At 60.7% G+C, this 23,939-nt stretch carries 19 protein-coding genes; 5 read left to right on the top strand and 14 right to left on the bottom strand.

The window, feature by feature from the left end; all coding sequences use genetic code 11:
• Both DW211_RS03535 and DW211_RS03530 read right to left on the bottom strand, forming a co-directional pair.
• Positions 1-3,099 carry a PD-(D/E)XK nuclease family protein gene (locus tag DW211_RS03535; protein ID WP_118259234.1) on the bottom strand — a complete coding sequence of 1,033 codons (3,099 nt, stop codon included), beginning with the start codon at positions 3,097-3,099 and terminating at the stop codon, positions 1-3.
• Between the two features lie 156 nt (positions 3,100-3,255).
• A complete protein-coding gene (locus DW211_RS03530) occupies positions 3,256-3,555 on the bottom strand; it encodes a YerC/YecD family TrpR-related protein (RefSeq protein ID WP_006235366.1) in 300 nt (99 codons plus the stop codon).
• A 320-nt stretch (positions 3,556-3,875) separates the two neighbouring features.
• Between DW211_RS03530 and DW211_RS03525 the strand changes: the two genes are divergently transcribed.
• Positions 3,876-4,241 (top strand): phage holin family protein, encoded by a 366-nt coding sequence (locus DW211_RS03525; RefSeq protein ID WP_022094856.1) that lies wholly within the window; start codon positions 3,876-3,878, stop codon positions 4,239-4,241.
• Positions 4,242-4,375: 134 nt separating this feature from the next.
• On the opposite strand, the gene DW211_RS03520 is transcribed toward DW211_RS03525, so the two are convergent.
• Positions 4,376-4,804 (bottom strand): Rrf2 family transcriptional regulator, encoded by a 429-nt coding sequence (locus DW211_RS03520; RefSeq protein WP_118259232.1) that lies wholly within the window; start codon positions 4,802-4,804, stop codon positions 4,376-4,378.
• Positions 4,805-5,056: 252 nt separating this feature from the next.
• Here DW211_RS03520 and cysK point away from each other — a divergent pair, with 252 nt between their 5' ends.
• Together cysK and mnmA are read left to right on the top strand one after the other, a co-directional pair.
• Positions 5,057-5,995, top strand: coding sequence for a cysteine synthase A (gene cysK, locus DW211_RS03515; protein WP_055250951.1), 939 nt, complete (start codon positions 5,057-5,059; stop codon positions 5,993-5,995).
• Between the two features lie 57 nt (positions 5,996-6,052).
• Positions 6,053-7,276 carry a tRNA 2-thiouridine(34) synthase MnmA gene (gene mnmA, locus DW211_RS03510; RefSeq protein WP_255413558.1) on the top strand — a complete coding sequence of 408 codons (1,224 nt, stop codon included), beginning with the start codon at positions 6,053-6,055 and terminating at the stop codon, positions 7,274-7,276.
• Positions 7,277-7,368: 92 nt separating this feature from the next.
• Here the strand turns inward: mnmA and DW211_RS03505 are convergent, their stop codons facing one another.
• Positions 7,369-8,388, bottom strand: a complete 1,020-nt coding sequence (locus DW211_RS03505; RefSeq protein WP_118259363.1) for a M42 family metallopeptidase — start codon at positions 8,386-8,388, stop codon at positions 7,369-7,371.
• 335 nt (positions 8,389-8,723) lie between these two features.
• Complete coding sequence (fucO, locus tag DW211_RS03495; RefSeq protein WP_117634860.1) at positions 8,724-9,890, bottom strand: lactaldehyde reductase; 1,167 nt, start codon at positions 9,888-9,890, stop codon at positions 8,724-8,726.
• 415 nt (positions 9,891-10,305) lie between these two features.
• On the opposite strand from fucO, the gene DW211_RS03490 reads away from it, so the two are divergent.
• Positions 10,306-10,842: a hypothetical protein gene (locus tag DW211_RS03490; RefSeq protein WP_118259228.1), complete on the top strand. Its 537-nt coding sequence runs from the start codon at positions 10,306-10,308 to the stop codon at positions 10,840-10,842.
• Positions 10,843-10,964: 122 nt separating this feature from the next.
• Here DW211_RS03490 and DW211_RS03485 read toward each other — a convergent pair whose 3' ends face one another.
• A complete protein-coding gene (locus DW211_RS03485) occupies positions 10,965-11,681 on the bottom strand; it encodes a YoaK family protein (RefSeq protein WP_089572184.1) in 717 nt (238 codons plus the stop codon).
• A 250-nt stretch (positions 11,682-11,931) separates the two neighbouring features.
• Here DW211_RS03485 and DW211_RS03480 point away from each other — a divergent pair, with 250 nt between their 5' ends.
• Positions 11,932-14,055 carry a YgiQ family radical SAM protein gene (locus tag DW211_RS03480; protein ID WP_233540936.1) on the top strand — a complete coding sequence of 708 codons (2,124 nt, stop codon included), beginning with the start codon at positions 11,932-11,934 and terminating at the stop codon, positions 14,053-14,055.
• On the opposite strand, the gene DW211_RS03475 is transcribed toward DW211_RS03480, so the two are convergent.
• The 8 genes from DW211_RS03475 to DW211_RS03445 all read right to left on the bottom strand — a co-directional run bounded on the left by DW211_RS03475 (position 14,052) and on the right by DW211_RS03445 (position 23,551).
• Positions 14,052-14,963 carry a CPBP family intramembrane glutamic endopeptidase gene (locus DW211_RS03475; RefSeq protein WP_158568476.1) on the bottom strand — a complete coding sequence of 304 codons (912 nt, stop codon included), beginning with the start codon at positions 14,961-14,963 and terminating at the stop codon, positions 14,052-14,054. The two genes, DW211_RS03480 and DW211_RS03475, sit on opposite strands and share 4 nt — an antisense overlap.
• An 83-nt stretch (positions 14,964-15,046) precedes the next feature.
• Positions 15,047-15,247 (bottom strand): hypothetical protein, encoded by a 201-nt coding sequence (locus DW211_RS03470; protein WP_118259223.1) that lies wholly within the window; start codon positions 15,245-15,247, stop codon positions 15,047-15,049.
• Positions 15,248-15,462: 215 nt separating this feature from the next.
• Entirely contained in the window at positions 15,463-15,621 is a 159-nt protein-coding gene (locus DW211_RS10105) for a hypothetical protein (RefSeq protein WP_158568475.1), read from the bottom strand.
• A 169-nt stretch (positions 15,622-15,790) separates the two neighbouring features.
• Entirely contained in the window at positions 15,791-17,173 is a 1,383-nt protein-coding gene (locus tag DW211_RS03465) for a 6-phospho-alpha-glucosidase (RefSeq protein ID WP_118259221.1), read from the bottom strand.
• A gap of 3 nt (positions 17,174-17,176) precedes the next feature.
• Complete coding sequence (locus DW211_RS03460) at positions 17,177-18,793, bottom strand: PTS transporter subunit EIIC (protein ID WP_118259220.1); 1,617 nt, start codon at positions 18,791-18,793, stop codon at positions 17,177-17,179.
• A 99-nt stretch (positions 18,794-18,892) separates the two neighbouring features.
• A complete protein-coding gene (locus tag DW211_RS03455; protein ID WP_233540935.1) occupies positions 18,893-19,747 on the bottom strand; it encodes a PRD domain-containing protein in 855 nt (284 codons plus the stop codon).
• An 18-nt stretch (positions 19,748-19,765) separates the two neighbouring features.
• Positions 19,766-20,278, bottom strand: coding sequence for a PTS glucose transporter subunit IIA (locus tag DW211_RS03450; RefSeq protein ID WP_158558588.1), 513 nt, complete (start codon positions 20,276-20,278; stop codon positions 19,766-19,768).
• Between the two features lie 1,002 nt (positions 20,279-21,280).
• On the bottom strand, positions 21,281-23,551 hold the full coding sequence (locus tag DW211_RS03445) for a DEAD/DEAH box helicase (protein WP_199576665.1): 2,271 nt from the start codon (positions 23,549-23,551) through the stop codon (positions 21,281-21,283).
• Between the last annotated feature and the right edge of the window lie 388 nt (positions 23,552-23,939).

Genomic DNA, 23,939 nt, shown 5'->3' with positions numbered 1-23,939 from the left:
CTACACGTCCCTCCTTACAAACGTTCCTTCGTGGTTATACGAGCAGCGCGCATGCGCGGCCTGAGCCGACGTCGGGTCGACGGCGGCAACGTCGCCTGCCTCGAGTTCGTGCAGGCGCTCGGCGATGCCGGCCTCCACGCGATCGAGCAGGGCGTCGAAGTCCATGCTGCCACCCTCGCCGGGAAAGCCCTTCTTAAGCCCCGGGATGCGGCCGTCACCACGCTCCTCCTCGAGCAGCTCGGCACTCGCGGCGCCGCGCAGCGCCGGTTTGCCGCCCTTGGTCGAAAAATAGAGCGCCGCACGGGCATCCAGATCCAGCGCCCGGCGCATGGCCTGCGCATAGATAAGCGTCTGGGTATGGGGCGGCAGCCACCGCGGGTCGTCGATGGCGGCCTCGCCCGATTCCTCGTCGCGCACCGTGGGGTCGGCGAGTTTAAACTCCTCAACGCCCGTGCGATGCTTGTAGTCGATTACCACGGCGCGATTCTCGGCATCCACATCCACGCGGTCGATGCGCCCGCCGAGCGGCCAGCCGGCATACTCGACCTGGAGCTCGTTGAACGCAAACTCCAGGTAGCGCGGCGCGAAGGGCGCGAGCGCCTCGGACTCGTAGGCAAGAACGCCCTCCAGCTGCGGCAAAATCTCGGCCACCTGGCGCTCCTCCACCGGGGAGAGCGGCACGAGCGGGCCCTCGGTACCGCGCTTGCCCGCATGCTCGGCCAAGGTCTCGTCAAAGACCTCGCGCAGCAGCTCCTTCGCGCGTGGCAGATTCATGGGTGTCACGCGCTCCATGCCCTCCTGGGGCAGACGGGCATGCAAGTGTTCCAGCACGTCGTGGACAAAGTTGCCCTTCTCCATATTGCCAAAGCCAGCGTCGATCGACTGGGGCTTCACGCGGTACGAGACGAACCAGCATAGCGGGCAGGTCGAATAGGCCTCGATCTGCGAGGCAGACGTCAGGCGCGGCACCAGCGGCGCATCCTCGCCCTCGCCATCGCGGTGGCGCAGGATCAGGTACGGCACAGCCGCCTCACTCAAATGCTGAGGAGCCTCACACGCGACGCGCTTGCACTCGATGCCCTCGCCGGCCGCTGGATCAAAATCGGCGACGATACCGCCCTCGCCCACGCGCGCAACCTTGACGGCGCCAGCGGCCTCGGCATGCGCCCGCAACTCGGTCCACACGGCAGCCGGATAGCACTCGCGCGCCTGGCGATCGTGGGTCACGCGGGCGAGCACAACGGGGCCGCGTGCCGCCTGCATCGCACGGTCAAAGCGCACGCGCAGCAGGGCCGTGGGCTCAAGCGTCACGCCGCTGCGCCCCAGCTCGGCCGTCAGCGTAGCTAGCGGGCCCTCCTCATGTGAGAGCGGGTAACTGTCCAGATCGACGTCGGCAAACAGCACGGCATCGTAGCTGTCGGGGCGCAGGGCTGCCGCATCGGCAAGCGACGCAAAGCACACCTGGGCGCGCGGCGCGCGGTCGACCTCGTAGGTCCCGTAATCGTATGCGGTGCTGCGCTTGTCCACCTTGGTACGAACGCCGTCGAGCACGGGCACGGTCGCGGCCTGCGACACGTCGAGCGCGCGGGCGTCGTTCATAAGGATGTCGATGGCATGGCGCAGCAGAGCCGTCTCTGCCTGGCGACGGGCCTGGCCGTCAAGGCCGCCTAGAGCGCGATCGGGCAACGCCTCGGCGACGGCGAGCATTGCCTTGAGCGCCGTCACGGGTTTGTCGCGCCACAGAGCCTGGAACACGTCCGAGGCCACGCACGGCACGTTCTTAAACCAGTTCTCATCACTGGCAGCCTTGCGCGTGCCCCTGACCTGGCCCTGCACGCTCTGCAGCAGGCTCTTGACGGCCGAGGTGGTCTTGCCGCGCGACAGGCGCATGTTCTTGTCGAAGGTGCGCGCGCTGGCGGCATCGGCACCCGAAAGCGGACTGTAAATCCAGTCGGTAAGCTCCGGCGCGGGCCACCACTCGGTCTTGGAGGCGGTGCCCTCGTCGGCGGCCTTCATGCGCTCAATCAGATTGGCGAGCGCCGTGAACTGCCTGCCCGCGATGGATTGGGAAAATGCCGTGAACTCGGTTGTCTCGGCCGCAATATGACGCGCCGCCAAACGGGCAGCGAGTTCACCAAACAGCTGGGGCGCCCGGGCAGACACCACGAGCACGCGCACGGGGTCCGCGGACGCCGCGACACCGCCGTCGACCGCGGCGTCCTCACACGTTTTTACCAGCTCATCGATCGCATCCACATAGGCGTGGGCGCGGGCGTGAGGGCCGGCAACCTCTACAAAGGTAGGCTGAGCGGCGGACTTGGAGGCAGTCTGGGGCGCGGCGGCACCCTCGCCCAGCGGCGCGGCCTCAAACAGCACACCGCGGGCAACAAATGCCGCGGCAAGTTCCTCGCGCATTGCCGCCTGCTCGCGGGCAAGCAGCACAACGACCTCTCCCCCATTGTTCGCCACGGCCGACAGCAGCTCGAGCAGGCCGTGCGTAAACGTTGTGATGCCGCGCACACATACCGCGCGGGCGCACGCCGGAAGGTTGTCGGCCAGCACCTCGGCCATAAGGTCAGCCGCCTCGCAGGGCTCGACCATGTCTCGACGGTCCAAGCCGCTCGCATAGGCACTCAACAGCTCGAACACGCGAGCCTCGGCGTCGCTCTTGGGATTGGGCCGGCAAACGTCGCCGCAGCAGCGCTCGGCACCCGTTCCCGCTACGCCCGGCAGCACATCGCGGGCCATGCGCGCGAGCATGCGCACCGTGCCCTGACTGTGCGAAAGCGGCTGCAGGTCGGCATCGCCGCGACGGGCGATCATGTCCGAGAACAGCATCTGGCGCTGCATGTTGTCGACGAAGCTGCGGCCATCGCCCATAAGCTCCCACAGCGAACGAAGCCACGACGCGGGGGTTTTGTAGTCAACGCCCAGCGAGGCGCCAGCAACCGCAGCATCATGACGGCACAGGTCGAGCTCGCCAAACGAGGGCGCCAGCAAAACGGCACGCCCGTGGCGGGCAACCAGGTCGGCGAGCAACGCCGCCTCGGCATCGCTCAAGTCCGTACCGGTATGGGTGGTATAGATTCGAACAGGCATGGTCCTCCACTCAAACCGTTCGTAATAATCAATGCATCCATCCTACCCGCCCACGCGGACAGATTTGCCCCACGCCAGCAGATTTCCTCCGTCCCCAAGGGATCAAAAAACCGCCCCCGAAGGGACGGTTCTGCGCAATTCGTTTTTGCCGCTGGCCTACTCGCCATCCTCCAGTTTGATGAGGATCTTGCGATAGCCACCGTACTCGCCATTAAGTGCCTTGGACACGCGGCTCACCGTGGTGGACGAAGCGCCGGTGCGGGCCTGAACCTCAACATAGGGCTCGCCCTCATCCAGATAACGCGCAACCTGCAGGCGCTGAGAAAGATCGCAGATCTCGCGCGGTGTACAGATATCGGTTAAAAACGCCTGGATATCGTTCTCGTCGTCCAAAAGACTAAATGCGTGGACCAGCTGCTTGACATCAGGCTTGTCAAACATGTTCTCGATATTCATCGATCACCGCCAAACCCGCCAAAAGGCATCGAAGTTGATACTGACATCGGGCATCGTTCGCCCGTTCTATGCAATAAAACAATGCATGGGGCATTTGCCCGTAGCAGTGTAGCACACCACTAAACTAAAGCGACAAGACTCTCTGTCAGCGGCACGTTTTTCAGGACGAACGCCGCTTAGAAGCCGAATGCGCACGTAAGCTCCACGAATATTTGAGACAATGGGCGCCCAAACACCGCGGCGCGCGCAACCATCCATGTCGCCGCCGCAAGCCGCTTCACGCGACGCCAGCAACCCCGGCGCAAGAAAGGATTCACGCCATGCGCTTTATGCTTAACTGGCTCTTCACCTCGATCGCCATCGCGATCGCCACGTTCCTCGTCCCCGGTATCCAACCTTTCGGCTTTGCCGAGGCCTGGGTCTGCTTTGCCTTTGTGGGACTGTTCCTCAACATCGTCGATTCGTTCGTCAAGCCGTTCCTCACGGTCATCTCGCTGCCGCTCACGATCATTACGCTCGGCATTTTCCAGCTCGTGCTCAACAGCTTTATGCTGGAGCTCGCCAGCTACCTGTCGGTCAACCTGTTGGGCGTCGGCATCTCCATCGCCGGCTTTGGCTCGGCCTTTATGGGCAGCATCCTAGTGTCCATCATGCGCAGCATCCTCGATAGCATTGCCGAAGAGTAGAACGCCCCCGACACAGACGCATCGGACCAAATCAAAGGCCGCCCATCGCAAAAATGGGCGGCCTTCTTATTTGCCAAGTCTCAGAGGGCAAGAAAATCTACCATTCCCACCCTGCCCCCACATGGCAAGTGGGGTTAGATGATGTAGTCGTAGCCTTCGTTGGGGGCGACGAGCTGGTCGAGCGTCACGCCGTCGAGGTAATTGTTGATGAGCTTGTCCAGGTTCTTCCACACGTCGAGCGTGGGACACTTATCAGATCGCGAGCAGCCCTTGCAGTCGCCATCCAGGCAGGCGACCGGCGCCAGACTGCCCTCGGTCAGGCGCAAGATTTCGCCCACCGTGTACTGCTCGGGCGGGCGCGTGAGCACATAGCCGCCGCCCTTGCCGCGCATGCCCGAGAGCATATTGGCGCGCACGAGCGTAGCCAAGATGTTCTCGAGATATTTCTCGGAAATCCCCTGTCGCGCGGCGATCTCTTTGAGCGGAATGCGACCGGCCGCCTGGTGCTCGGCCAGATCGACCATAACGCGCAGGGCATATCTGCCCTTAGTAGAAACCAACATGTATAGTGCTGCCTTTCGGTCATTTAGTCCGTAGAAATTCTAGCCGAAAAATAGTTTTGAAAATACCCGTTCCGGTCAAGATGGTTAATCGACTCGCAATAATCTTCTATTTCCTATTGCATTACTAGGCTTTAGTGTCTAGTATGCTTCCCAACAGCTAAACGAACAACCTATAAGGTTTATGGGTTTAGCTGCCACACGCGCCGTGAAGCCACACGGTATCCAGTCATTTGAACACTTTGGAGGTTCACCATGAGCAATGTGTACACATCCATCGATCAGCTTATCGGCCACACTCCGCTTCTGGAGCTCACTCACTTTGAGGCCGATGAGGACCTCAAGGCCCGCGTGCTCGTCAAGCTGGAATACTTCAACCCCGCCGGATCCGTTAAAGACCGCGTCGCCAAGAACATGATTGACGAGGCCGAGAAGGCAGGCAAGCTCGTGCGTGGCGGCGACTACACCATCATCGAGCCCACGAGCGGCAACACCGGCGTCGGCATCGCCTCGGTGGCGGCCGCCCGCGGCTACAAGGTGATCATCACCATGCCCGAGACCATGTCCGTCGAGCGCCGCAAGCTGATGCAGGCATACGGTGCGCAGCTCGTGCTCACCGACGGCTCCAAAGGCATGAAGGGCGCTATCGCCAAGGCCGAAGAGTTGCAGAAGGAGACCCCCAACAGCATCATCGCCGGCCAGTTTGTGAACCCCGCGAACCCGGCCATTCACAAGGCCACGACCGGCCCCGAGATCTGGGACGACACCGACGGCAAGGTCGACATCTTCGTCGCCGGCGTCGGCACCGGCGGCACCGTGACCGGCGTGGGCGAGTTCCTCAAGGAGCAAAACCCCGAGATTCAGGTCGTCGCCGTCGAGCCCGCCACCTCCCCGGTGCTCTCTAAAGGCCAGGCCGGCCCGCACAAGATCCAGGGTATCGGTGCCGGCTTTGTGCCCGACGTCCTCGACACCCAGGTCTACGACGAGATCATCCCCGTCGAGAACGACGACGCCTTTGCCACCGGCCGCGCCGTGGGCCACAAGGAGGGCGTGCTCGTGGGCATTTCGTCCGGCGCCGCCGTGTGGGCCGCACTGCAGCTGGCCAAGCGCCCCGAGAACGAGGGCAAGACCATCGTGGCGCTGCTCGCCGACACCGGCGAGCGCTACCTGTCCACGGCACTCTTCCAGGACTAGAGCTCTCGTTCCTAGAACGAGTCCAAGGCACGCCGGTCTCCCCTCTCTTCTGGCAGCCTGAGCTCATCCCAACAGGGTGTCCCACAGGACGCCCGAACTTGCTACAATGTCTGCGGCGCGGAACCAGCCTCCCGCGCCGCTTTTCTTTTTTGGCCACATGCCACCAAGGAGAACCTCCCCATGCACAACAAGCGCGTGCTCGTCGCCATGAGCGGCGGCGTCGATTCCAGCGTGACCGCGTATCTGCTCAAAAGTCAGGGTTACGAATGTGTCGGTGCCACCATGCGCCTCACCTGCCCCGCGCCCGATCCCACCACGGGCATGAGTAAGTTCGACCGCGACATCGCCGATGCAAAGGCCGTCGCCGAGCGCATAGGCATTCCCCACCATGTGCTCGACTTGCAGCAAACCTTCGACCGTAACGTAATCGAGCGCTTTGTGAACGCCTACCAGGAGGGGCTGACGCCCAATCCGTGCATTATCTGCAACCGCCACATTAAGTTTGGCGCGCTGCTCGATGCAGCGCTGGACATGGGCTGCGACTACATCGCCACGGGCCATTACGCCAAAACAAGCCAGGCGGCAGACGGCACCTGGCAGCTGCATCGCGGCGAGGACCCCAAAAAGGACCAGAGTTACTTTTTGTATTCGCTTACGCAGGAGCGTCTGGCGCGCACGATTTTTCCGCTGGCGGGTCTGGACAAGGAGCGCGACGTGCGCCGGATTGCCGCCGAGCAGGGCTTCATCAACGCCAAGAAGGCCGAAAGCGAGGATATCTGCTTTATTCCAGACGGTAACTACGCGGGCTATATCGAGCGCCGCTGCGGACATCCCGCTGCACCGGGCGACATTGTGTGGCGCGACGGCAGCGTGGTCGGACGCCACAACGGCGCGCTGCGCTACACCATCGGCCAGCGCAAGGGCCTGGGCGTCGCAATGGCGCATCCCGTGTATGTGACGGGCGTCGACGCCGCCAACAACACCGTGCATCTGGGCGAGGCCGAGGACCTGACGGCCGCAGCACTCACGGCCAACGACTGGATCTGGAGCGCCCCTGCTGACCGCATGGAGGCAGAGCTCGACGCCGGCGGCATTCACGTGGGCGCCAAGTACCGCTACCGTCAAAAGGACCAGGCAGCAACCCTTACACGTGGCGAAGACGGGCAAATGCTGCTAACTTTTGACGAGCCACAGCGAGCCATCGCCCCCGGCCAGGCAGTCGTCGTCTACCGCGGCGACATCGTCTTGGGCGGCGGCACCGTTACGTCAGCCATCAAATAACAGCTCCCCGCCACCGCAAGTTATAGAGGACGCCCCGGCTGGCATCGCTGCAACAACCGGGGCGGCAGGCTCGATGAGCATTGTCGATGCGTCTAGCGCTGAACGTAGGCGCGGACGAGCTCGTAGGTATTGCGCACGCCGTCGATGTGGCTGCGCTCGTAGTTGTGGCTCGCATACACGCCGGGGCCGATCAGACCATGGCGAATGTCGTAGCCGGCAGAGAGCGTGGCCTCGACGTCGGAGCCGTAGTGCGGGTACACATCGATGGCGTAATCGAGCTCCAGCTCGCGCGCGATATTGGACAGCGTGGTTACCAGATCGTAGTTGTAGGGGCCACCCGAATCCTTGGCGCAAATCGACACCATGCGCTCGGTGCAGCCCAGGTCGTCGCCCACGCAGCCCATGTCAACGCTGATCATCTCGCACGTATCGGCCGACACGAAAGCGCCGCCGTGACCGACCTCCTCGTACACGGTAAAGAGCAGCGATACCTTGCGCGAAAGCGTCACCTCGCCGCCAGCAACGGCGCGGGCCAAACCCAGCAGAATCGACGCGGACAGCTTGTCGTCAAGGAAACGACTCTTGATGTAGCCGCTCTCCGTCACCGTGGTGCGCGGATCCATAGCGATGATGTCGCCGGTCTGAATGCCCAGCTCAAGTACGTCGTCCTTGCTGTCGACATTCTCATCGAGCAGGATTTCCATATTCTTCTCGATGGTCTTGACCGGCTCATCGGCCACATGCGCCGAGGGCTCGGTGTTGAGGACCACGCCCGTGTAAACATTGCCGTCGCGCGTGTAAACGGTGCAGTTCTCGCCATCGGCCGTAGACCACTGATGCCCGCCGAGCGTCGTGGGGCGCAGGCGACCATTGTCCTTAATGGAGCGCACCATAGCGCCCAGAGTATCGACATGGCTCGCCAACACGAGCGGCTCGCCCTCGCCACCAAGCTCAACGAGCACGTTACCCTTATTAGAACGCTCGGGCCCAAAGCCCATATCGCGCAGGGTCTCCATCAGATAATCAGTCGCCGCACGGGTATAGCCCGTAGGCGAAGCAATCGAGGTAAGCGCCTTCAACTGGTCAGTAATATAGGAGAGCGTAGAATCCATCTTGGACACCAAAGTCACCCTTTCATATCGAATTAAACTCACAGCAACAATACCACCGCGAACCATCTTTTTACCTAGCGAGATGACCCATCGAGCTCCCCAGAACTGCGCCCGCCACGATAAGCAGATACAAGGCGCCATCCAACAATGCGCCCCTCACATCCCGCCTTTCCGGCACCCCGGCATTTGAGAAAAGAACGCAGGCGATCCCGGGCTTCCCTCCGGGCGCATTCCGCAGGACGTAAAAGACCCCGCCGCGCAACGCGCGCAGCGGGGCCTTTTACATGTCCGAGGACGCGCCCGGAGGGAAGCCCGGGACCGCCGACGGGAGTAATTTACTCAGCCGGGCAGATCTTCTTGAAGAGCTCGATGACGTCGTCGAGCGTCGCCTCGCGCGGGTTACCCGGGAAGCAGGCGTCAGCCATGGCGTCCTTGGCCAGGACCTCGATCTCGTCAGCCTTCATGGCCTCGCAGACGTGCGGAATGTTCACGTCGGCAGAGAGCTGCTTGACGGCGGCGATGGCGGCGTCGGCAGCCTCGTCGGTGCTCATGCCCGTGGTGTCAACACCCATGGCAACGGCAACCTTGGCCAGGCGCTCGGCGCAAACCGGCTTGTTGAACTCCATAGCGATCGGCAGCAGCATGGCGCAAGCGACGCCGTGCGGGGTGTCGTAGTGGGCAGACAGGGTGTGAGCCATGGCATGGTCGATGCCCAGGCCGACGTTGGAGAAGCCCATGCCGGCGACATACTGGCCAAGAGCCATACCCTCGCGGCCGGAGCCGGGCTGACCGGACTTGGCCTCGGCGACAGAGTCGCGCAGGTTCTCGCTGATCAGCTTAATGGCCTCAAAGTGGAACATGTCGGAGAGCTCCCAAGCGCCCTTGGTGGTGTAGCCCTCGATGGCGTGGGTCAGGGCGTCCATGCCAGTGGAAGCGGTAAGGCCGGCGGGCATGGAAGCCATCATGTCGGGGTCGACGACGGCGACCTCGGGGGCGTCGTTGGTGTCGACGCACACGAACTTGCGGACCTTCTCGGGGTCGGTGATGACGTAGTTGATGGTCACCTCAGCAGCGGTACCGGCGGTCGTCGGCACGGCGATAGTGAACACGGCATGGTTCTTGGTGGGAGCAACGCCCTCGAGGCTGCGGACATCGGCGAACTCAGGGTTGTTGATGATGATGCCGATGGCCTTGGCGGTGTCCATGGAAGAGCCGCCACCGATGGTCACGATAGCGTCAGCCTCGGCGGCCTTGAAGGCCTCGACGCCGTCCTTGACGTTCTGGATGGTGGGGTTGGGCTTGATCTCGGAGTAGAGGCTCCAAGCGATGCCGGCGGCGTCGAGCTCGTCGGTCACCTTAGCGGTAACGCCAAACTTGACCAGGTCGGGATCAGAGCAGACGAAGATCTTCTTGTAGCCGCGACGCTGGAGCTCGCCGGGGATCTCCTTGATGGCGCCGGAACCATGATAAGAAATGGTATTGAGAACGAAACGATTAGCCATTGATAGCCTCCCATCGTGTGCGGGGCACCCATTACGCCCCACGCTATGAGTCCCATCCTAACGCTTTTGAAACAAAAAACACGTGAGAACATCAAAATTGTTAAAGCGTTTCAACATAATAACGGAGCCCCAGTCCTTCCCTCCCGACAGCAGCGAAGGCTAGATTATAGGAGCAATCGCCCAAAGAATACGACCGACTCAGTCTATAAATTGTTTCTGTTTTGGCAATATATGTTTGACAATACGTTTATAAAAGGATACTTTATAGTAAACAAAATGCATGCAGCAAATAGCGTCATTCATTTTGTTAGAAATTGCCCATGCGGTTATTGCAGCTGCATGTACCGCAACGTACAGCGCAATTCTCCGCACGAAGTAGAAGACGGTTCCAATTCGATCGAGGCGATGACGCGTGATGGCTACTGGTCCTAAATCGAGCAAGACGGCTACAAACGAATATCGAATCTCAATTGAAGGTAATCCTTATCCGCATACTCTGGCTCTCATCAACCCAGCGGGAGACAACCTCAACATCAAAAGACATGGGTTCACGGGTCCACTAGGACAGCTATCGAGTCTTAAATATACCGTTTATGACGATGCGAATGAAAAACTCTTCACTGTCGTCGACGGTGGCTTTAGCAACATGCCCAGGGTTGCGCTCATCATCGAACACAAGGAAGTTGCGGTGTTCGATTATGGTCTAAACAGACTTGAGATGAAGTGCGTAACGAACATACCGAATTACGTAATAAAAGGTAACTTCCTATTTGGAGATTACGATATATTCAGCCAACAGGAAGTGAAGCTATCTTCAGTTATCGTCCTTCAATGTGATAAACAATCGTGCTTTAGCATACAGGTTTTGGATAAAGCCGAATTAGCCGCCGCAATTGGAATACCTACAGCCATTGCCCTTCTTAGGGCTCGGATTGAAGAGCATCTCGAATAAATCGCAAAAAGCAGTTCGTAACAACATTCAGGAGCTAGATAGTTTTTCTGGCTCCTGAATGTTGTACTACATAGAGATGAAAATATATTGCGGCAAAGGGGCTGTCCCTTTGCCGCATTCCTCTACTTTCGACAGCCCTCTTTCCAAGCCTCGGCCGCAACCTTCCAGCGAAAACGCAAGTCGCGCTCGCGGTCGATGAACATGATGGCAAACGCGACAAACAGCAGCACGCTCGCCACGACGATGGCGTGCAGGCCCATGCGCTCAATACACCAGTTGCCCAGCACGGCGCCAAACACAAAGGTAAAGATCACGCCAAAGTACAGCAGGCCGTTTTCCAAAAAGCCACGCTTGTGGGTGATGATGTAGTCGTCCACGTTTTGTAGCGCGTTGCGCAAGTTGCCGATGCACATGGTCGTAGCGATGCCGTGACCGTGAATCTTGCGGAAGCTCTCGACCTGCATGCCGCAGGCAAACGAGGTGAGGCAGTTGGCGAGCAGGTTGAAATCGCCGCCGGGAATAAAGCTCACGCCCAGCAAGATGACGGCTTCAAAAAACACCGTCACCTGGCGCCAGTGAATCACGCTGCCAAACCGCTCGTGTACCAGGTCGGCAAGCATAATGCCCACGGCAAACGACACCACGGGGAAGAAATAGCGTCCCGCAAGTGCCCAATTGCCCTCCGAGATGCTCACGCCCACCAGCAGGATGTTGCCCGTCTGCGCGTTGGCGAAAACATGGTCGCGCCCAATGTACGAATACACATCCATAAAGCCACCGGCGAGCGCCAAGATGATGCCCAGCTCAATGGACTCCGATATCTGTTTGGCACGCTGCATCGTCGTGCATCCTCCTTGTTGACGACCCTCTCGTGCGTTGGCGGAGACATAGCCGCCGTTCATACTGTAACCCATTGACAACATGGCGTGCGCGCGAGACGGGTTCTCCAACGCGCAGATACACAGTCTGGAAACAAACGGCGGGCGCGGCACCGACACCCGAGACCTCGTGTACTCCACCAGTCTTTTTAGCCCCGTCCTAAAAAGACTGGTTACAATTACGTGCAGCATACAAACACCGGGAGGGATCGTGGCAAAAAAGCCTCAGCACGCTCAGAACAACCAGCGCAGTCAGCAGGGCAAACAGGGCCAGCAGCGAAAGCGCGGCGGTAAGGCACAGGCCACAACCGTCAAGGCGACACCCGTCCGCCCCTGGCGTCCGGGCCGCGACAAGTTCCTCCCCGTCAGCCGCGCCGACATGGATGCGCGTGGCTGGGACCAGTGCGACTTCGTCTATATCTGCGGCGACGCCTACGTGGACCACCCCAGCTTTGGTATGGCCATCATCAGCCGCGTACTCGACGCGCATGGCTACAAAGTGGGCATTATCTGTCAGCCCGACTGGACCGATCCCGCCAGCATCAGCGTGCTCGGCGAGCCGCGCTTGGGCTTTCTCGTCAGCGCCGGCAACATGGACTCCATGGTCAACCACTATTCGGTGACCAAGCACCGCCGCCACACCGACGCCTATACCCCTGGCGGCGAGGAGGGGCGCCGTCCCAATCGTGCCGTCACGGTCTACGGCAACCTCATCCGCCAGACGTTCAAGGACGCCCCCATCATTATCGGCGGCATCGAGGCGAGCCTGCGCCGTCTGGCCCACTACGACTACTGGCAGGACAAGTTCAAGCGCTCGGTACTGCTCGACTCGGGCGCCGACATCCTCATCTACGGCATGGGCGAGCACGCGATTGTCGAGATCGCCGACGCGCTCGACGCGGGACTGCCCGTCGACCAGATCACCTATATCAACGGCACCGTCTACCGCACGGGTTCGCTCGACGATGTCTACGACTACGACCTGCTGCCCAGCTGGGACGACCTTACCGCCGACAAGCTCAACTACGCGCGCAGCTTTAACGTGCAGCAGCAGAATATGGACCCCATCACCGGGCATCGCCTGGTAGAACCCTACCCCAACAGCGTCTATGTGGTGCAGAACCCGCCGAGCGCCACCCTCACCACCGAGGAGATGGACGAGGTCGCCGAACTCCCCTACGCACGCGATTGGCACCCCGACTACGACGCCACGGGCGGCGTGCCGGCCTTTGCCGAGATCAAATTTTCCATTAGCTCCAACCGCGGCTGTTTTGGCGAGTGCTCGTTTTGCGCGCTCACCTTCCACCAGGGCCGCGTGCTGCAGATGCGCAGCCACGACTCGATCATGCGCGAGGCCGAGCTGCTCACGCGCGACCCCGAGTTTAAGGGCTACATCAACGACGTGGGCGGACCGACGGCCAACTTTAGCCGTCCCGCCTGCGACAAACAGCTCAAGCACGGCGTGTGCAAGAACAAGCGCTGTCTGTGGCCGAGCGTATGCAAGAACATGGTGGTCGATGAGGGCGGCTACACGCAGCTGCTGCGCGACCTGCGCCAGCTGCCAGGCGTCAAGAAGGTCTTCGTGCGCAGCGGCATCCGTTTTGACTACACCATGGCCGATACCTCGGACGAGTTTTTGCGCGAGCTTTTGGAACACCATGTCTCGGGCCAGCTGCGCGTAGCACCCGAGCATGTGAGCGACGCCGTGCTCTCCGTAATGGGCAAGCCGAGCCGCGCCGTCTACGACGCGTTCTGTCGCAAATTTGAGCGCTTGAACCGTGAATACGGACTCAAGCAGTACGTGGTTCCGTACCTGATCTCGAGCCACCCCGGCTCGACGATGAAGGAAGCGGTGGAGCTTGCCGAGGCTGTGCGCGACATGGGCTACATGCCCGAGCAGGTACAGGACTTCTACCCCACCCCGTCCACGATGAGCACCTGCATGTACTACACCGGCGTTGACCCGCGCACCATGCAGTCGATCTATGTGGCGCGCGACCCGCACGAGAAGGCTATGCAGCGCGCGCTCATCCAATATCGCAAGCCCGAGAACTACAAGCTCGTGCGCGAGGCACTGGAAAAGGCTGGCCGTCGCGATCTGATCGGCTACACCAAGCATTGCCTGATTCGCCCCGTGCCGCCACGCCCGGGCGAGACCTCTGCCGGCGGCGGGCATGGCACCGGCAAGAAGGGCGGCAAGGCCCACGGTGGCGCCGGCAAGGGCCCCAAGGGCAGCAAGGGGCACGGCGGCATGTCGCGTGCGCAGAACACCGCCGGCCGCAACCGTGCAGCTCAGGGGCGTCAGGGCGCCAACGGAGGCGGACGCCGCAATTAGGGCAGCGGTGCTGTCGCTATGCCCATCTCGCATGCGTGGCGCAGTGAGCGCATCGCCTCCACGAGGATGATGCCGGCGATGGTGACCGTGATTACCACGTCGAACGGCGTGTTCACAAACCAGAGCAACGTCATGAGATACGACCCGGCATTAAAGGCAAAGTGCAGCAGGATCGTGTAGCGGAGCTTTCCGGTCGTCACGAGCACCCAACCAAAGATGAGGCCAGCGGCACCCGCGTAGCAACCTTGCACCCAATTCATGTGCATAAAACCGAAGATTGCCGCCTGCAGCACAATCGCCGCGGTGATACCCCACGTGCTCGGGGCCGCCCAGGGCACCATGGCGCCGTCCTGCGCACCCGCACGACGCCGGCGCTTCCAAAGTGGGCGGCACTGCGGATTAAACGCTCGGAGCGAAAACTCAAAAATAATGCCGCGTACCAGCAGCTCTTCACAAAATGGGGCGCCGAGCACCGTAGTCAGGACGGCGAGATAGCTGGTGTCGCCCATACCTGTTTCCTCGATAAGCTCGCTGTAGTCGGCCGCGGCGTCGGGCAACAGCGACAGCACGGCGTCGGTCACGTAGCCAACGAGCACCTGCAGGGCAAGGCCAATCACGACAACGCAAGCGATGCGCTTCCATGCAGCACTTGCTCCCCCGCCGAGCGGACGTTCACCTTGCCGGCGCGCCATGAAGGAGCGGGGCCACAGATAACGCCACCACAGCAGCGCCATCAAAAACGACGCCGTCTGAGCGGCAGCCTGGAACCATTGGATATCGAGATTGTCGATCGGATAGCCCGTCAGCACCGATACGGCATCGAGAACCGAAAACAGAACCACGCTCAGGGCTATATCGGCAGCGACAACGCCAAAACATGCAAGCGCCCACGCCATCGCATTGAGCATGCCAACCTCCTCAAAACCGTTCCTTAGTTCTACCACAACTCGGCAGAGAGCTGATCCCATGGGGACGGAGGAAAACGGATCACTTATTGATGAGAATCGGGCACAGTGCCAAAGGCCCCGCTGGGCGAAATGTCGAACGGAAAGGTGCCGCAGTGATTGAAGGCGGCGATGAACATGCGGATGGCGTTGGACGGCGTGGTGCCTACGAGCTGGGTTGCCGCCGCGAAGGCCGCCTTTTCCTCAGGCAAGACCTTCGCTACAACCGGGGTCATGTGTTCTGCCATGGCGCTTCCTTTTTGAAACGACGGTGGTGCGGATAGATGCGGGCCACGCGGCTGGGCGACGGGCTGTGAAGGCAACCCGATTGGCCCGCATCTGGAGTTTGTTTCTACGGCGTTGGTATTACTTGGTATTCCTAAGTATTACCCCGCAGATAGAATAGCACACCTGATCCCTTGGGGACGGAGGAAAACGGATCATTTTGTTGCTGAGCTAGAACTTAGAACGTGATGGTATCCGAGATATCGAGGGCATGAGCGTCGGTGGCGTCGTGCGCGGCGAGAAGGAGCGTGCGGCCATCGAGCAAGTCGAGCACGACCTCGGCGCACGCATCGCGCGCAGCGGCATCCAAGCCGGTAAAGGGCTCGTCCAGAATCACCGCGCCGCCCGGGCACAGCAGGGCCCGAGCGATCTCGACGCGACGGCGCTGCCCACCCCCATATCAACCCTTCGCACCAAACGGCAATGCCCCGTCCGCGCAAATACGCGAACGGGGCATTGCTCAAGCTATGCAGCCAGCGGCCTTTTACGCCAGTGACTTTCTGTCTTTACTTAAGCTCAGGCCAGTAACCCTTGTTGGCCTCGATCATGTCGTCGAGAACCTCCTTGGCGACCTTCATCGAAGGCACGGTCTTGTTCAGCGTAAAGGCCTTGAGCGCCTTCTCGTACGAACCCTCGATCGTAGCCTCGACCACGAGCTTCTCAGAGTTCAGCTGCTGCATCATGAGGCCCTGCTGGAACAGAGGAATGTTGTCGCGGCTGATGACCTCGGGGCCGTTCTTGCCAATGTAGGCAGGCAGCTCGACCATAGCGTCATAGGGCATGTTGGGGATAGCGCCCTTGTTCTCGCAAATGACCAGGAAGCGCTGCTTGGTGTCGTTCTTCAGAGCGATAGCCAGATCGGCAATCCAGTCGCCGTGGCTGCCCGCGTAGAACGTGCTCTCGTCGATCTCGCCCGTCTTCTCGTAATGGTCGATGCCGTCGAAGAGGTTCTTCTCGCGCGTCTCCTCGACCTCGTTAGCACGGGTGCGCTCGGGGTTGGAATGCTCGACGAACTCCTTCTGCTGCAGGTAGTAGTTCAGATACGTGTTGGGCAGGTACTCCGGGAAGCACTCCATGATCTCGTACTCGCCCTTCCAGACGTAGTACCAGCTGCCCTTGGTGTGACGGTTCTGCTCGGGGTGCTCGTCGGCGGTCTCCTCGGGCTTCTTTGCCATGAGCGAGCCCATGCCCTTGAGGTAAGAATCGGGCAGTAGAATCTCATGCTCCTTGATGTACTCGCGCAACTGCGGGAGCACCTCCTCGCCCTTGTGGCGGATCGAGGTGAACCAGCCAAAGTGGTTGAGGCCAAAGTAATCGTACTCGACATCCTTCTTGTCGATATCGAGCGCGGCGCAAACCACGTCGATGATCGCGATCGGCATGTCGCAGATGTTGATGATGCGAGCATTGGGACGCAGCACGCGGCAGCCCTCGGAGACGATGGCGGCAGGGTTGGAGTAGTTAAGAATCCAGTAGTCCTTCTTGGCGTACTTCTCAACGTCATCGATCAGCTCGACCATGGGGAAGATGGTGCGCATGCCGTAGGCAAGGCCGCCGCAGCCGCAGGTCTCCTGACCCACGCAGCCGTGACGCAGCGGAATCTTCTCGTCCTGCTCGCGCATGGCGTAGCCGCCCACGCGCATCTGGGCAAACACGAAGCTCGCGTCGGTAAAAGCCGTCTTTTTGTCGGTGGTCACCGTAAGCTTGATGTCCAGGCCAAGGTCCTCGTGCAAAATCCAGTCCACGAGCACGCCGATCTTGCGCTGACGCTCCTCGTTGATGTCGTACAGACGAATCTCGTCAACGTCGAGCTCGTCCTTGCGCAGAGCGATGGACTTGACGATGCCGGGGGTAAAGGTGGATCCGCCACCACACAGAGTAATGATCATTGTTTACTGCTCCTTCTCAATTGCGTTTTCGACCTTGTCGCGCATCTCGGCGACCTTCATGCCAAAGATGATCTGGATATTGTTGCCGTTGCGGTTGATGCCGCTGTTGGGCACGTGGTTGATGAGGTCCTCATTGATGAGGTCCGGGTTCTTAACGTTCACGCGGAGACGCGTAAAGCAGTTCTCGAGCTCCTCGATGTTGTCCTTGCCACCAAGACCTGCGACCAGGTCGGCAATACCTGCATCGACGCCCTCTGCGGGGGCCGCGGCAACAGCGCCCTGCTTCACCGCGACAGACGCGGCGGCCTCGCCCTCGGCAACGGACTCGGCGAGCTCGGACTCTTCCTCGCGACCAGGCGTGTGAAGGTTGAGCTTCTTAATAAGGAAGGTGAAGAGGAAGAAGTACAGAGCGGCGTTGACGACTCCAAGCACCAGCATAACCGGCCAGTTGGTCTTGTCGACACCGAGGACCAGGTTGGAAACCACGATGTTGATGATGCCGCCTGCAGTCGAAGCGGGCACGGAGAGGACCTTGAGCAGAACCAGGAAGATGCCGGAAAGAATCGAGTGAACGACAAAGAGCACGGGAGCGGCAAAGACAAAGAGGAAGTCCATGGGCTCGGTCACGCAGGAGAGCACGGCGGTGATGATCAGCGGGATGATAACGGCCTTGGTCTTATCCTTGTTCCCCTTGTAAGCGGTGAAGATAAAGGCGAGACCGATACCGATGTAGGGCCACAGGTTGTTGAAGGTGTAGCTGTTGAAGTAGGTGCTATCGGAGAAGGGCTGGCCCGTCATCGCCATCTCGGCAACACGGATGGGATAGGCGCCGGCGATAACCTGATCACCCAGCGTAAGGGTGCCGCCCACATCGGAGAACTGGAACGGGGTGTAGATGAGGTGGTGCAGGCCGGTGGGAACGAGCAGCTTGTTGAGCATGCCGTAGATAAACAGACCGATGTTGCCCGACTCCTTAATGATGCCGGCAACGGAGGAGATGGCACCCTGAACCGGAGGCCAAACGATGCAGAAGCCAGCGCCCATGATCCAGGAAATGATGATCATGATCAGGAACGGAAAGCGAACGCCCGAGAACATCGAAAGGGCAATGGGGAACTGCTTGTTCGAGTACTTGTTGAACACGGCACCGGTGATGCAACCAAGAATGATGCCGCCAAACACGCCGGTATCGAGGACCTGAATGCCCATAACGGTGGCCTGGCCGGTTCCGGTAAGGCCGAGCATGCCGCTCGCTTCGGCAAGAGAACCAGTGGCGTTGAGCACGATGTTATTAGCCTGCAGGAACAGGAAGAACGACATCAGGGCGATCAGCGAAGCATGGCCCTTGTTCTTCTTTGCCATGGCGCCGGCGATGCCCACGCAGAACAAAATCGAGAGGTTGTTGATGATAAACATCAGCGACTGATAGACAACGGCGCCCACAAGCTGGAACGGACCGGAGCCCAGCACAGGAATCACGGCGCAGATGGTCTTGTTGGTCAGAATAATGCCCACGATGAGCAGGATGCCGGCAACCGAGAGATACATCATCGGCTGAACGATCGACTTCGCGAACACCTCCAACGGCGCTTTGAAATTGAACTTCTTTTTTGCGGTCATAGCGGTACTCCCCTTCCTTTTCCGCAAATTGAGATAGGTGTGCCCTGGACAAGACCGTGAGCCTTGCCTTATATCAATCGATGTGTGGGCACGTTATGCCTAGAGACCAGGTTCTCCAAGCAGGTTAACAATGTGATATGCGAGATAACTCTTCTCGGCATCGGCAACGACAACGTTATAGGTAGACGCCAAGTGGTCGGCAATTGACTCCGCGCACGAGAACGCCCTCGGATACGCCGTTTCATCGATACGGAACAGCGCGTCGCCATTGACCTGCCCCGCCGCGGGATCGAGCGCTCGCTGCGCAAAAAACTGCAGATGGCGAACGAAACGCTCGTACGGCAACGAGGTGACGTCAAGGGTCGTGGCATAGTGCTCGGAAACAATCGCGAGCACGTCGCGAACAAGCTGGACCGAAACAATCAGACGGTCAGAGCGCTGCGGCATGGTGGCGTTGACGATATGCAGCGTAATAAAACCCTGCTCTTCTTCGCTCATCTGGAAGCCCATATACTCCTTGATAATCTGCAGCGCACGGCCCGCAAGCGCATACTCCTTGCGATAGAACTGCTGGATCTCGAGCAGCAACGGATTCTCACAGGAGACGCCCTTGCGCTCACGCTCCAAAGCAAGGCTGATATGGTCTGCAAGAGCAATGAGAATCTTGTCGTTGACATCAACATTGAGCTCTCGACGGAGCATCTGAACAATGTCCTCGGCAATCACGAGGTTGACGGTGGGAATGGACTCCAAAAGATGTGCCAAGCGGTCAATCGTACGCGAATCCTGAGAAGTGCCCTCCTGCAGTGCATAGGTCTTTTCGACCGATGCTTCATCGACAGCGTCGCCGGCATGACGGCCAAAGCAGAGGCCTCGACCGATGACAATGAGCTCGGAGCCATCGTCCGAAGTGACCATTGCGACGTTATTGTTGAAAACTCGCTTGATAACCACGGTACCCACCACAAGAATTTACTCGGAAAGCCAGACGACAGGCTCTTTAACAGCAACAGGGCCGGAAGCGTGCTCACGAAGAGTCGAGTTCTCCGAACGCTCGCACACGATAACGAAGACCGTGGGATCGAAGCCGGCGGCGCGGACCGCGTCGAAATCGACCTCGACGAGGGGCTGGCCCGCGTCGACATGGTCACCCTGAGCAACAAGCGCATGGAAGCCCTTGCCCTCAAGTTTAACAGTGTCGATTCCGATATGCAGCATCACCTGAGCAGAGCTGTCGTCGGACATGATGCCCAGCGCGTGCTCAGTCGGAAACAACGCCGCGACGGTGCCGGAAACAGGAGCGCACACCGTTCCCTCTTGGGGAACCACGGCAACGCCATCGCCCACGGCGCGGCTGCTAAAAGCGGGGTCATTGGTTTTTTCCAGATGAACAAGCTCGCCGGAAACGGGAGCGAGGATTTCGAACTCGGAAGATGCAGTCTTCTGCTCATCCGAACCGCCCATCAGGCGAGAAAAGAAACCCATGGTGGCATGTCCCTTCATAAATATAGCCCAACCAAAATCAAGCGAATGCGTCCATAGAGACACATCCGTTCAAAGACTTTGGTTAGGCCCACGTCCGAGGGACTCGGTAACCTTCCGCATTTCTTTTTACGGGAGCTATTGTAGACAAGCCCAAAGCCAGAACAATCATTATGACCGGTGAGCGGTATTTTTTCTTCGATAAACGGTTTTTAGGCGATATTTGGATGTCTCTATAGTTTTGTAACCCTCGCGGCTATTCCCGGTGAGGCACCCGACCCCGTATCGCGGCGCATGTCGCCCCCCCAATCTGGGTATCCGGTGCATGGTGCCCTATTGTCTTGCATAATTTCGCTTGCGTCATGCATAAAAAGGCGGGGGTACCCCTTCCCGTCCCAACGTACCCTCACTTGGACCGTGCAAAAACCGGAGTATTCAGCATCGCGGTCCCCGTCGGCGACGCCGCGAATCGGGGAAGCCGCGCGATCGGCGTCATTTTGGGGCCCGGCGCGACGCGAAACGCGTGATATTGCCGCGCCGGACCCCGTCCGCCAACCCAAATAGTCTGTCGAAGGATCTCGCTGGCCCAAAAAACGCTTCCGGTGCGTATGCAGCCGCCCCGGCCTGCTGAATACTCCCAAAAATGCACGGTGCACCCGAGGGGACCCGTGCATGCCGTGAAAAGACACGCTCACATCCAAAAGAATGCGAGCGTGAAAGCCAGATGGCAGCAGGGGCGCCAGACGGCGAGCGGAATCCCTGGCGTGTCCGCCCAGGCACCGCAGCCGCCGCGTGTCAGTGGGGAGTTTCACGTTCTCCGTCGATGCCAGAACCCCGCATACGCGAATCTCCAACTAAGCCGATAGCCCACATCTCTCGCCGCGACCGTCTCCGTGCATTTTCGTTAGGGAGCCGGCCCACCTCAAACTGCGCTCACTAAAAAGGGCCCCGAGCATAGTCTGCTCGGGGCCCAAATTCATCTCGCCTTACCGCGCGACACGTGTGTTACTTGCGCTTGCCGCCGCCGTCACCGGGGCGACGGGAGCTACCGCCGCGCTTGCCGCCACGATTGTTGCCATAGCTGCCACGGTTATCGCGACCGCCGGCACGACCGCCGCGGGAGCCGGCCTGGTTGCCGCCGCGCCCGCCGCGATAGCCGCCACGGCGCTCCTCGCGGGTGTCGTCGTAGTTGCGCCAGTCATCGCGACGATCGCGGCTGGCACGCGGATCGCGACGATCACGCGACTCATTCGAACGACCGGCGCCGCTGCGACCACCGTTGCCACGAGCGCCCTCGCGACGCTCGCCACCGCGGCCACCCTCGCGGCCTCCGCGCTCGTCAAAGCGCTTGCCGCCGCGGGACTCGCCACCGCGGGTACCACGCTCGTCACGCGAGCCACGGCCTTCGCCGCCACGGCGCTCATCGCGCCCGCCGCGCTCGCCATCGCGACCGGAGCGACGACGGTCACCCGAACCGCGCTTGCCACCGCGCGAACCGCGGCCCTCGTCTTCGCGCTCAACACGGCGACGACCGCCACGGTCCTCGTCTTCACGACGACGGCGGTGCGCTTCGCCCTGGAACTGCTTGGCACGGCGCTCGGCACGGTTGCCGCGCGGGGTCTGCTCGACAGCAGCAGCACCCCCGCGCTCCTCGGCGGCCACCTCGCGAGCCACGCTCTCCACAGCCTCGTCCACGCGAGCCTGAACGCCCTCGCGCACGCGGGTCTTGCCGCCGCGCTTGGGACGGCTCGGACGCTCGCCGTCGCCGCGACGCTCATCGCGACCGCGGTTGGAACGACCGGCAACATCGCCGTAATCGTCGCCGTTGCGTTTGCCGTCGCGACGTGCCTGCTCGAGCTTCTTCTTGCTCTTGGACTTGCCGCGCTTGGTCTTCTTCTTCACCTTAAAGGCCGCAGGGTCGCGCTCGGGGTCAACGGCGGGTGGGTTGGGACCCACATGTAGGTCGCCAGCCTCGTAGATGTCGGCGGTCTTGTCCATGAGCTTCTCAATCTCGTAGAACTCATCGACGTCCTGCTCGGTCACAAACGTGATGGCCCAGCCCAGCTCACCGGCACGGCCCGTGCGGCCGATGCGGTGGATGTAATCAGTCGGCTCGGCCGGCACGTCAAAGTTCACGACATAGCGCACGTCGCTGATGTCGATGCCGCGAGCGAGAACGTCGGTTGCCACCAGCACGTCGACGGTGCCGTCGCGGAAGGCCGAGAGCGCGCGCTCGCGCTGGGCCTGGCTACGGTTGCCGTGAATCGCGGCGGCCTTGATGCCCTTACGCTCCAGACGACGGCAGCAGCTGTCGGCGCGGTGCTTGGTGCGCATAAAGACGATCGTGCGCTCCGGGCCCTCCTTTTTGAGGAACTCGGGCAGCAGGTTGTTCTTGGCCTCGATGGACACCGGGAACACAAACTGGTCGACGGTGTCGGCGGTCGACGTGGCAGGCGCGATCTCCACGCGGGCCGGGTCGCTCACCAGGTCGGTGATCTCGCCCACGGCCTCCTCGTCAAGCGTGGCCGAGAACAACAGCGTCTGGCGCTCGGCCGGCGTCTCGCGCACAATGCGGCGAACGGCGGGCAAAAAGCCCATGTCGAGCATGCGGTCGGCCTCGTCGAGCACCAGCACCTTGACCTCGTCCAGGTGGCAAGCGCCCTGCTCGATCAGATCGACCAGACGGCCCGGCGTGGCGACCAGAATGTCGCAGCCGTACTTGAGCGCCGCGGTCTGGGGCTTGTAGCTCACGCCGCCCACGACAGTCACGGCAACATGGCCGGTGACGTCGGCGATCTTACTCGCGACCTCGTCAATCTGCTGGGCAAGCTCGCGCGTGGGGGTGATGACGAGCATCACGGGACCGCGACCGTTGCCCTCGGGCTTTTTAGCACCGCGACGACGGTTGCGGCCGCCGTGCTCGCGCACGGGCTTGGGCGGAGCAATGTGCTCCAGATTGTTCATGGTCGGCAGCAAGAAGGCGGCCGTCTTGCCGGTGCCGGTCTGAGCGGCGGCAAGCAGGTCGCGGCCCTCGAGCACCACGGGGATCGAGCCAGCCTGGACAGGCGTGGGCGCCGTGTAGCCCAGGTTCTCGATGGCACGAAGCATCTCGTCCGAAAGTCCCAGCTCGTCAAAGGCGGGCAGGTTCTCGGTCGCGGACTCGACGGTCTCGGCGGCGCTGGCCTCGTCGGCAGCATCGAAGGCAGCCTGGGTCATGGCCTCGCGGGTCTCGTCCAGAATCTCGGCGTCCGTGACATCGGATACAGAATTACGCATATGTTGTTGTTCCTTATCTGCACGCGTTATGGGCACGGCATGCGGCCGCGCGAGCGTGCTTGGTAGTGCGCTAATACATACAAAAACAGGTGCGCACAGAGAGGACGTTGCTCAGCACGCTGGCGATCGCTTTGGCAGCCCTATCACGCGCCGTCCAGACGCAGCAGCTCTAAGCGATGGAGCAGATTCGCCGCCGGTTAGTATACCCGTACTCCGCATGCCCCCACGTAAACCACAGATGACGGGGTGGGTCTGGGCCGATTGTCTCGATCTGTAACACCTGGAGCCCAAAAACCGGTCTAACTGTTACAGATTGAGATGTTAAGCAACCGCCGAATTGTTTGTCTTGATTTGTAACAGTAACTCGGCAAAACTGGGGCTAGATGTT

This window comes from Collinsella sp. AM18-10, assembly GCF_003471585.1.
In the GTDB taxonomy this organism is placed as follows: Bacteria; Actinomycetota; Coriobacteriia; order Coriobacteriales; family Coriobacteriaceae; genus Collinsella.
The sequence above is the reverse complement of the archived record's forward strand: the minus strand, read 5'-3'. Positions and strand labels throughout refer to the sequence as shown.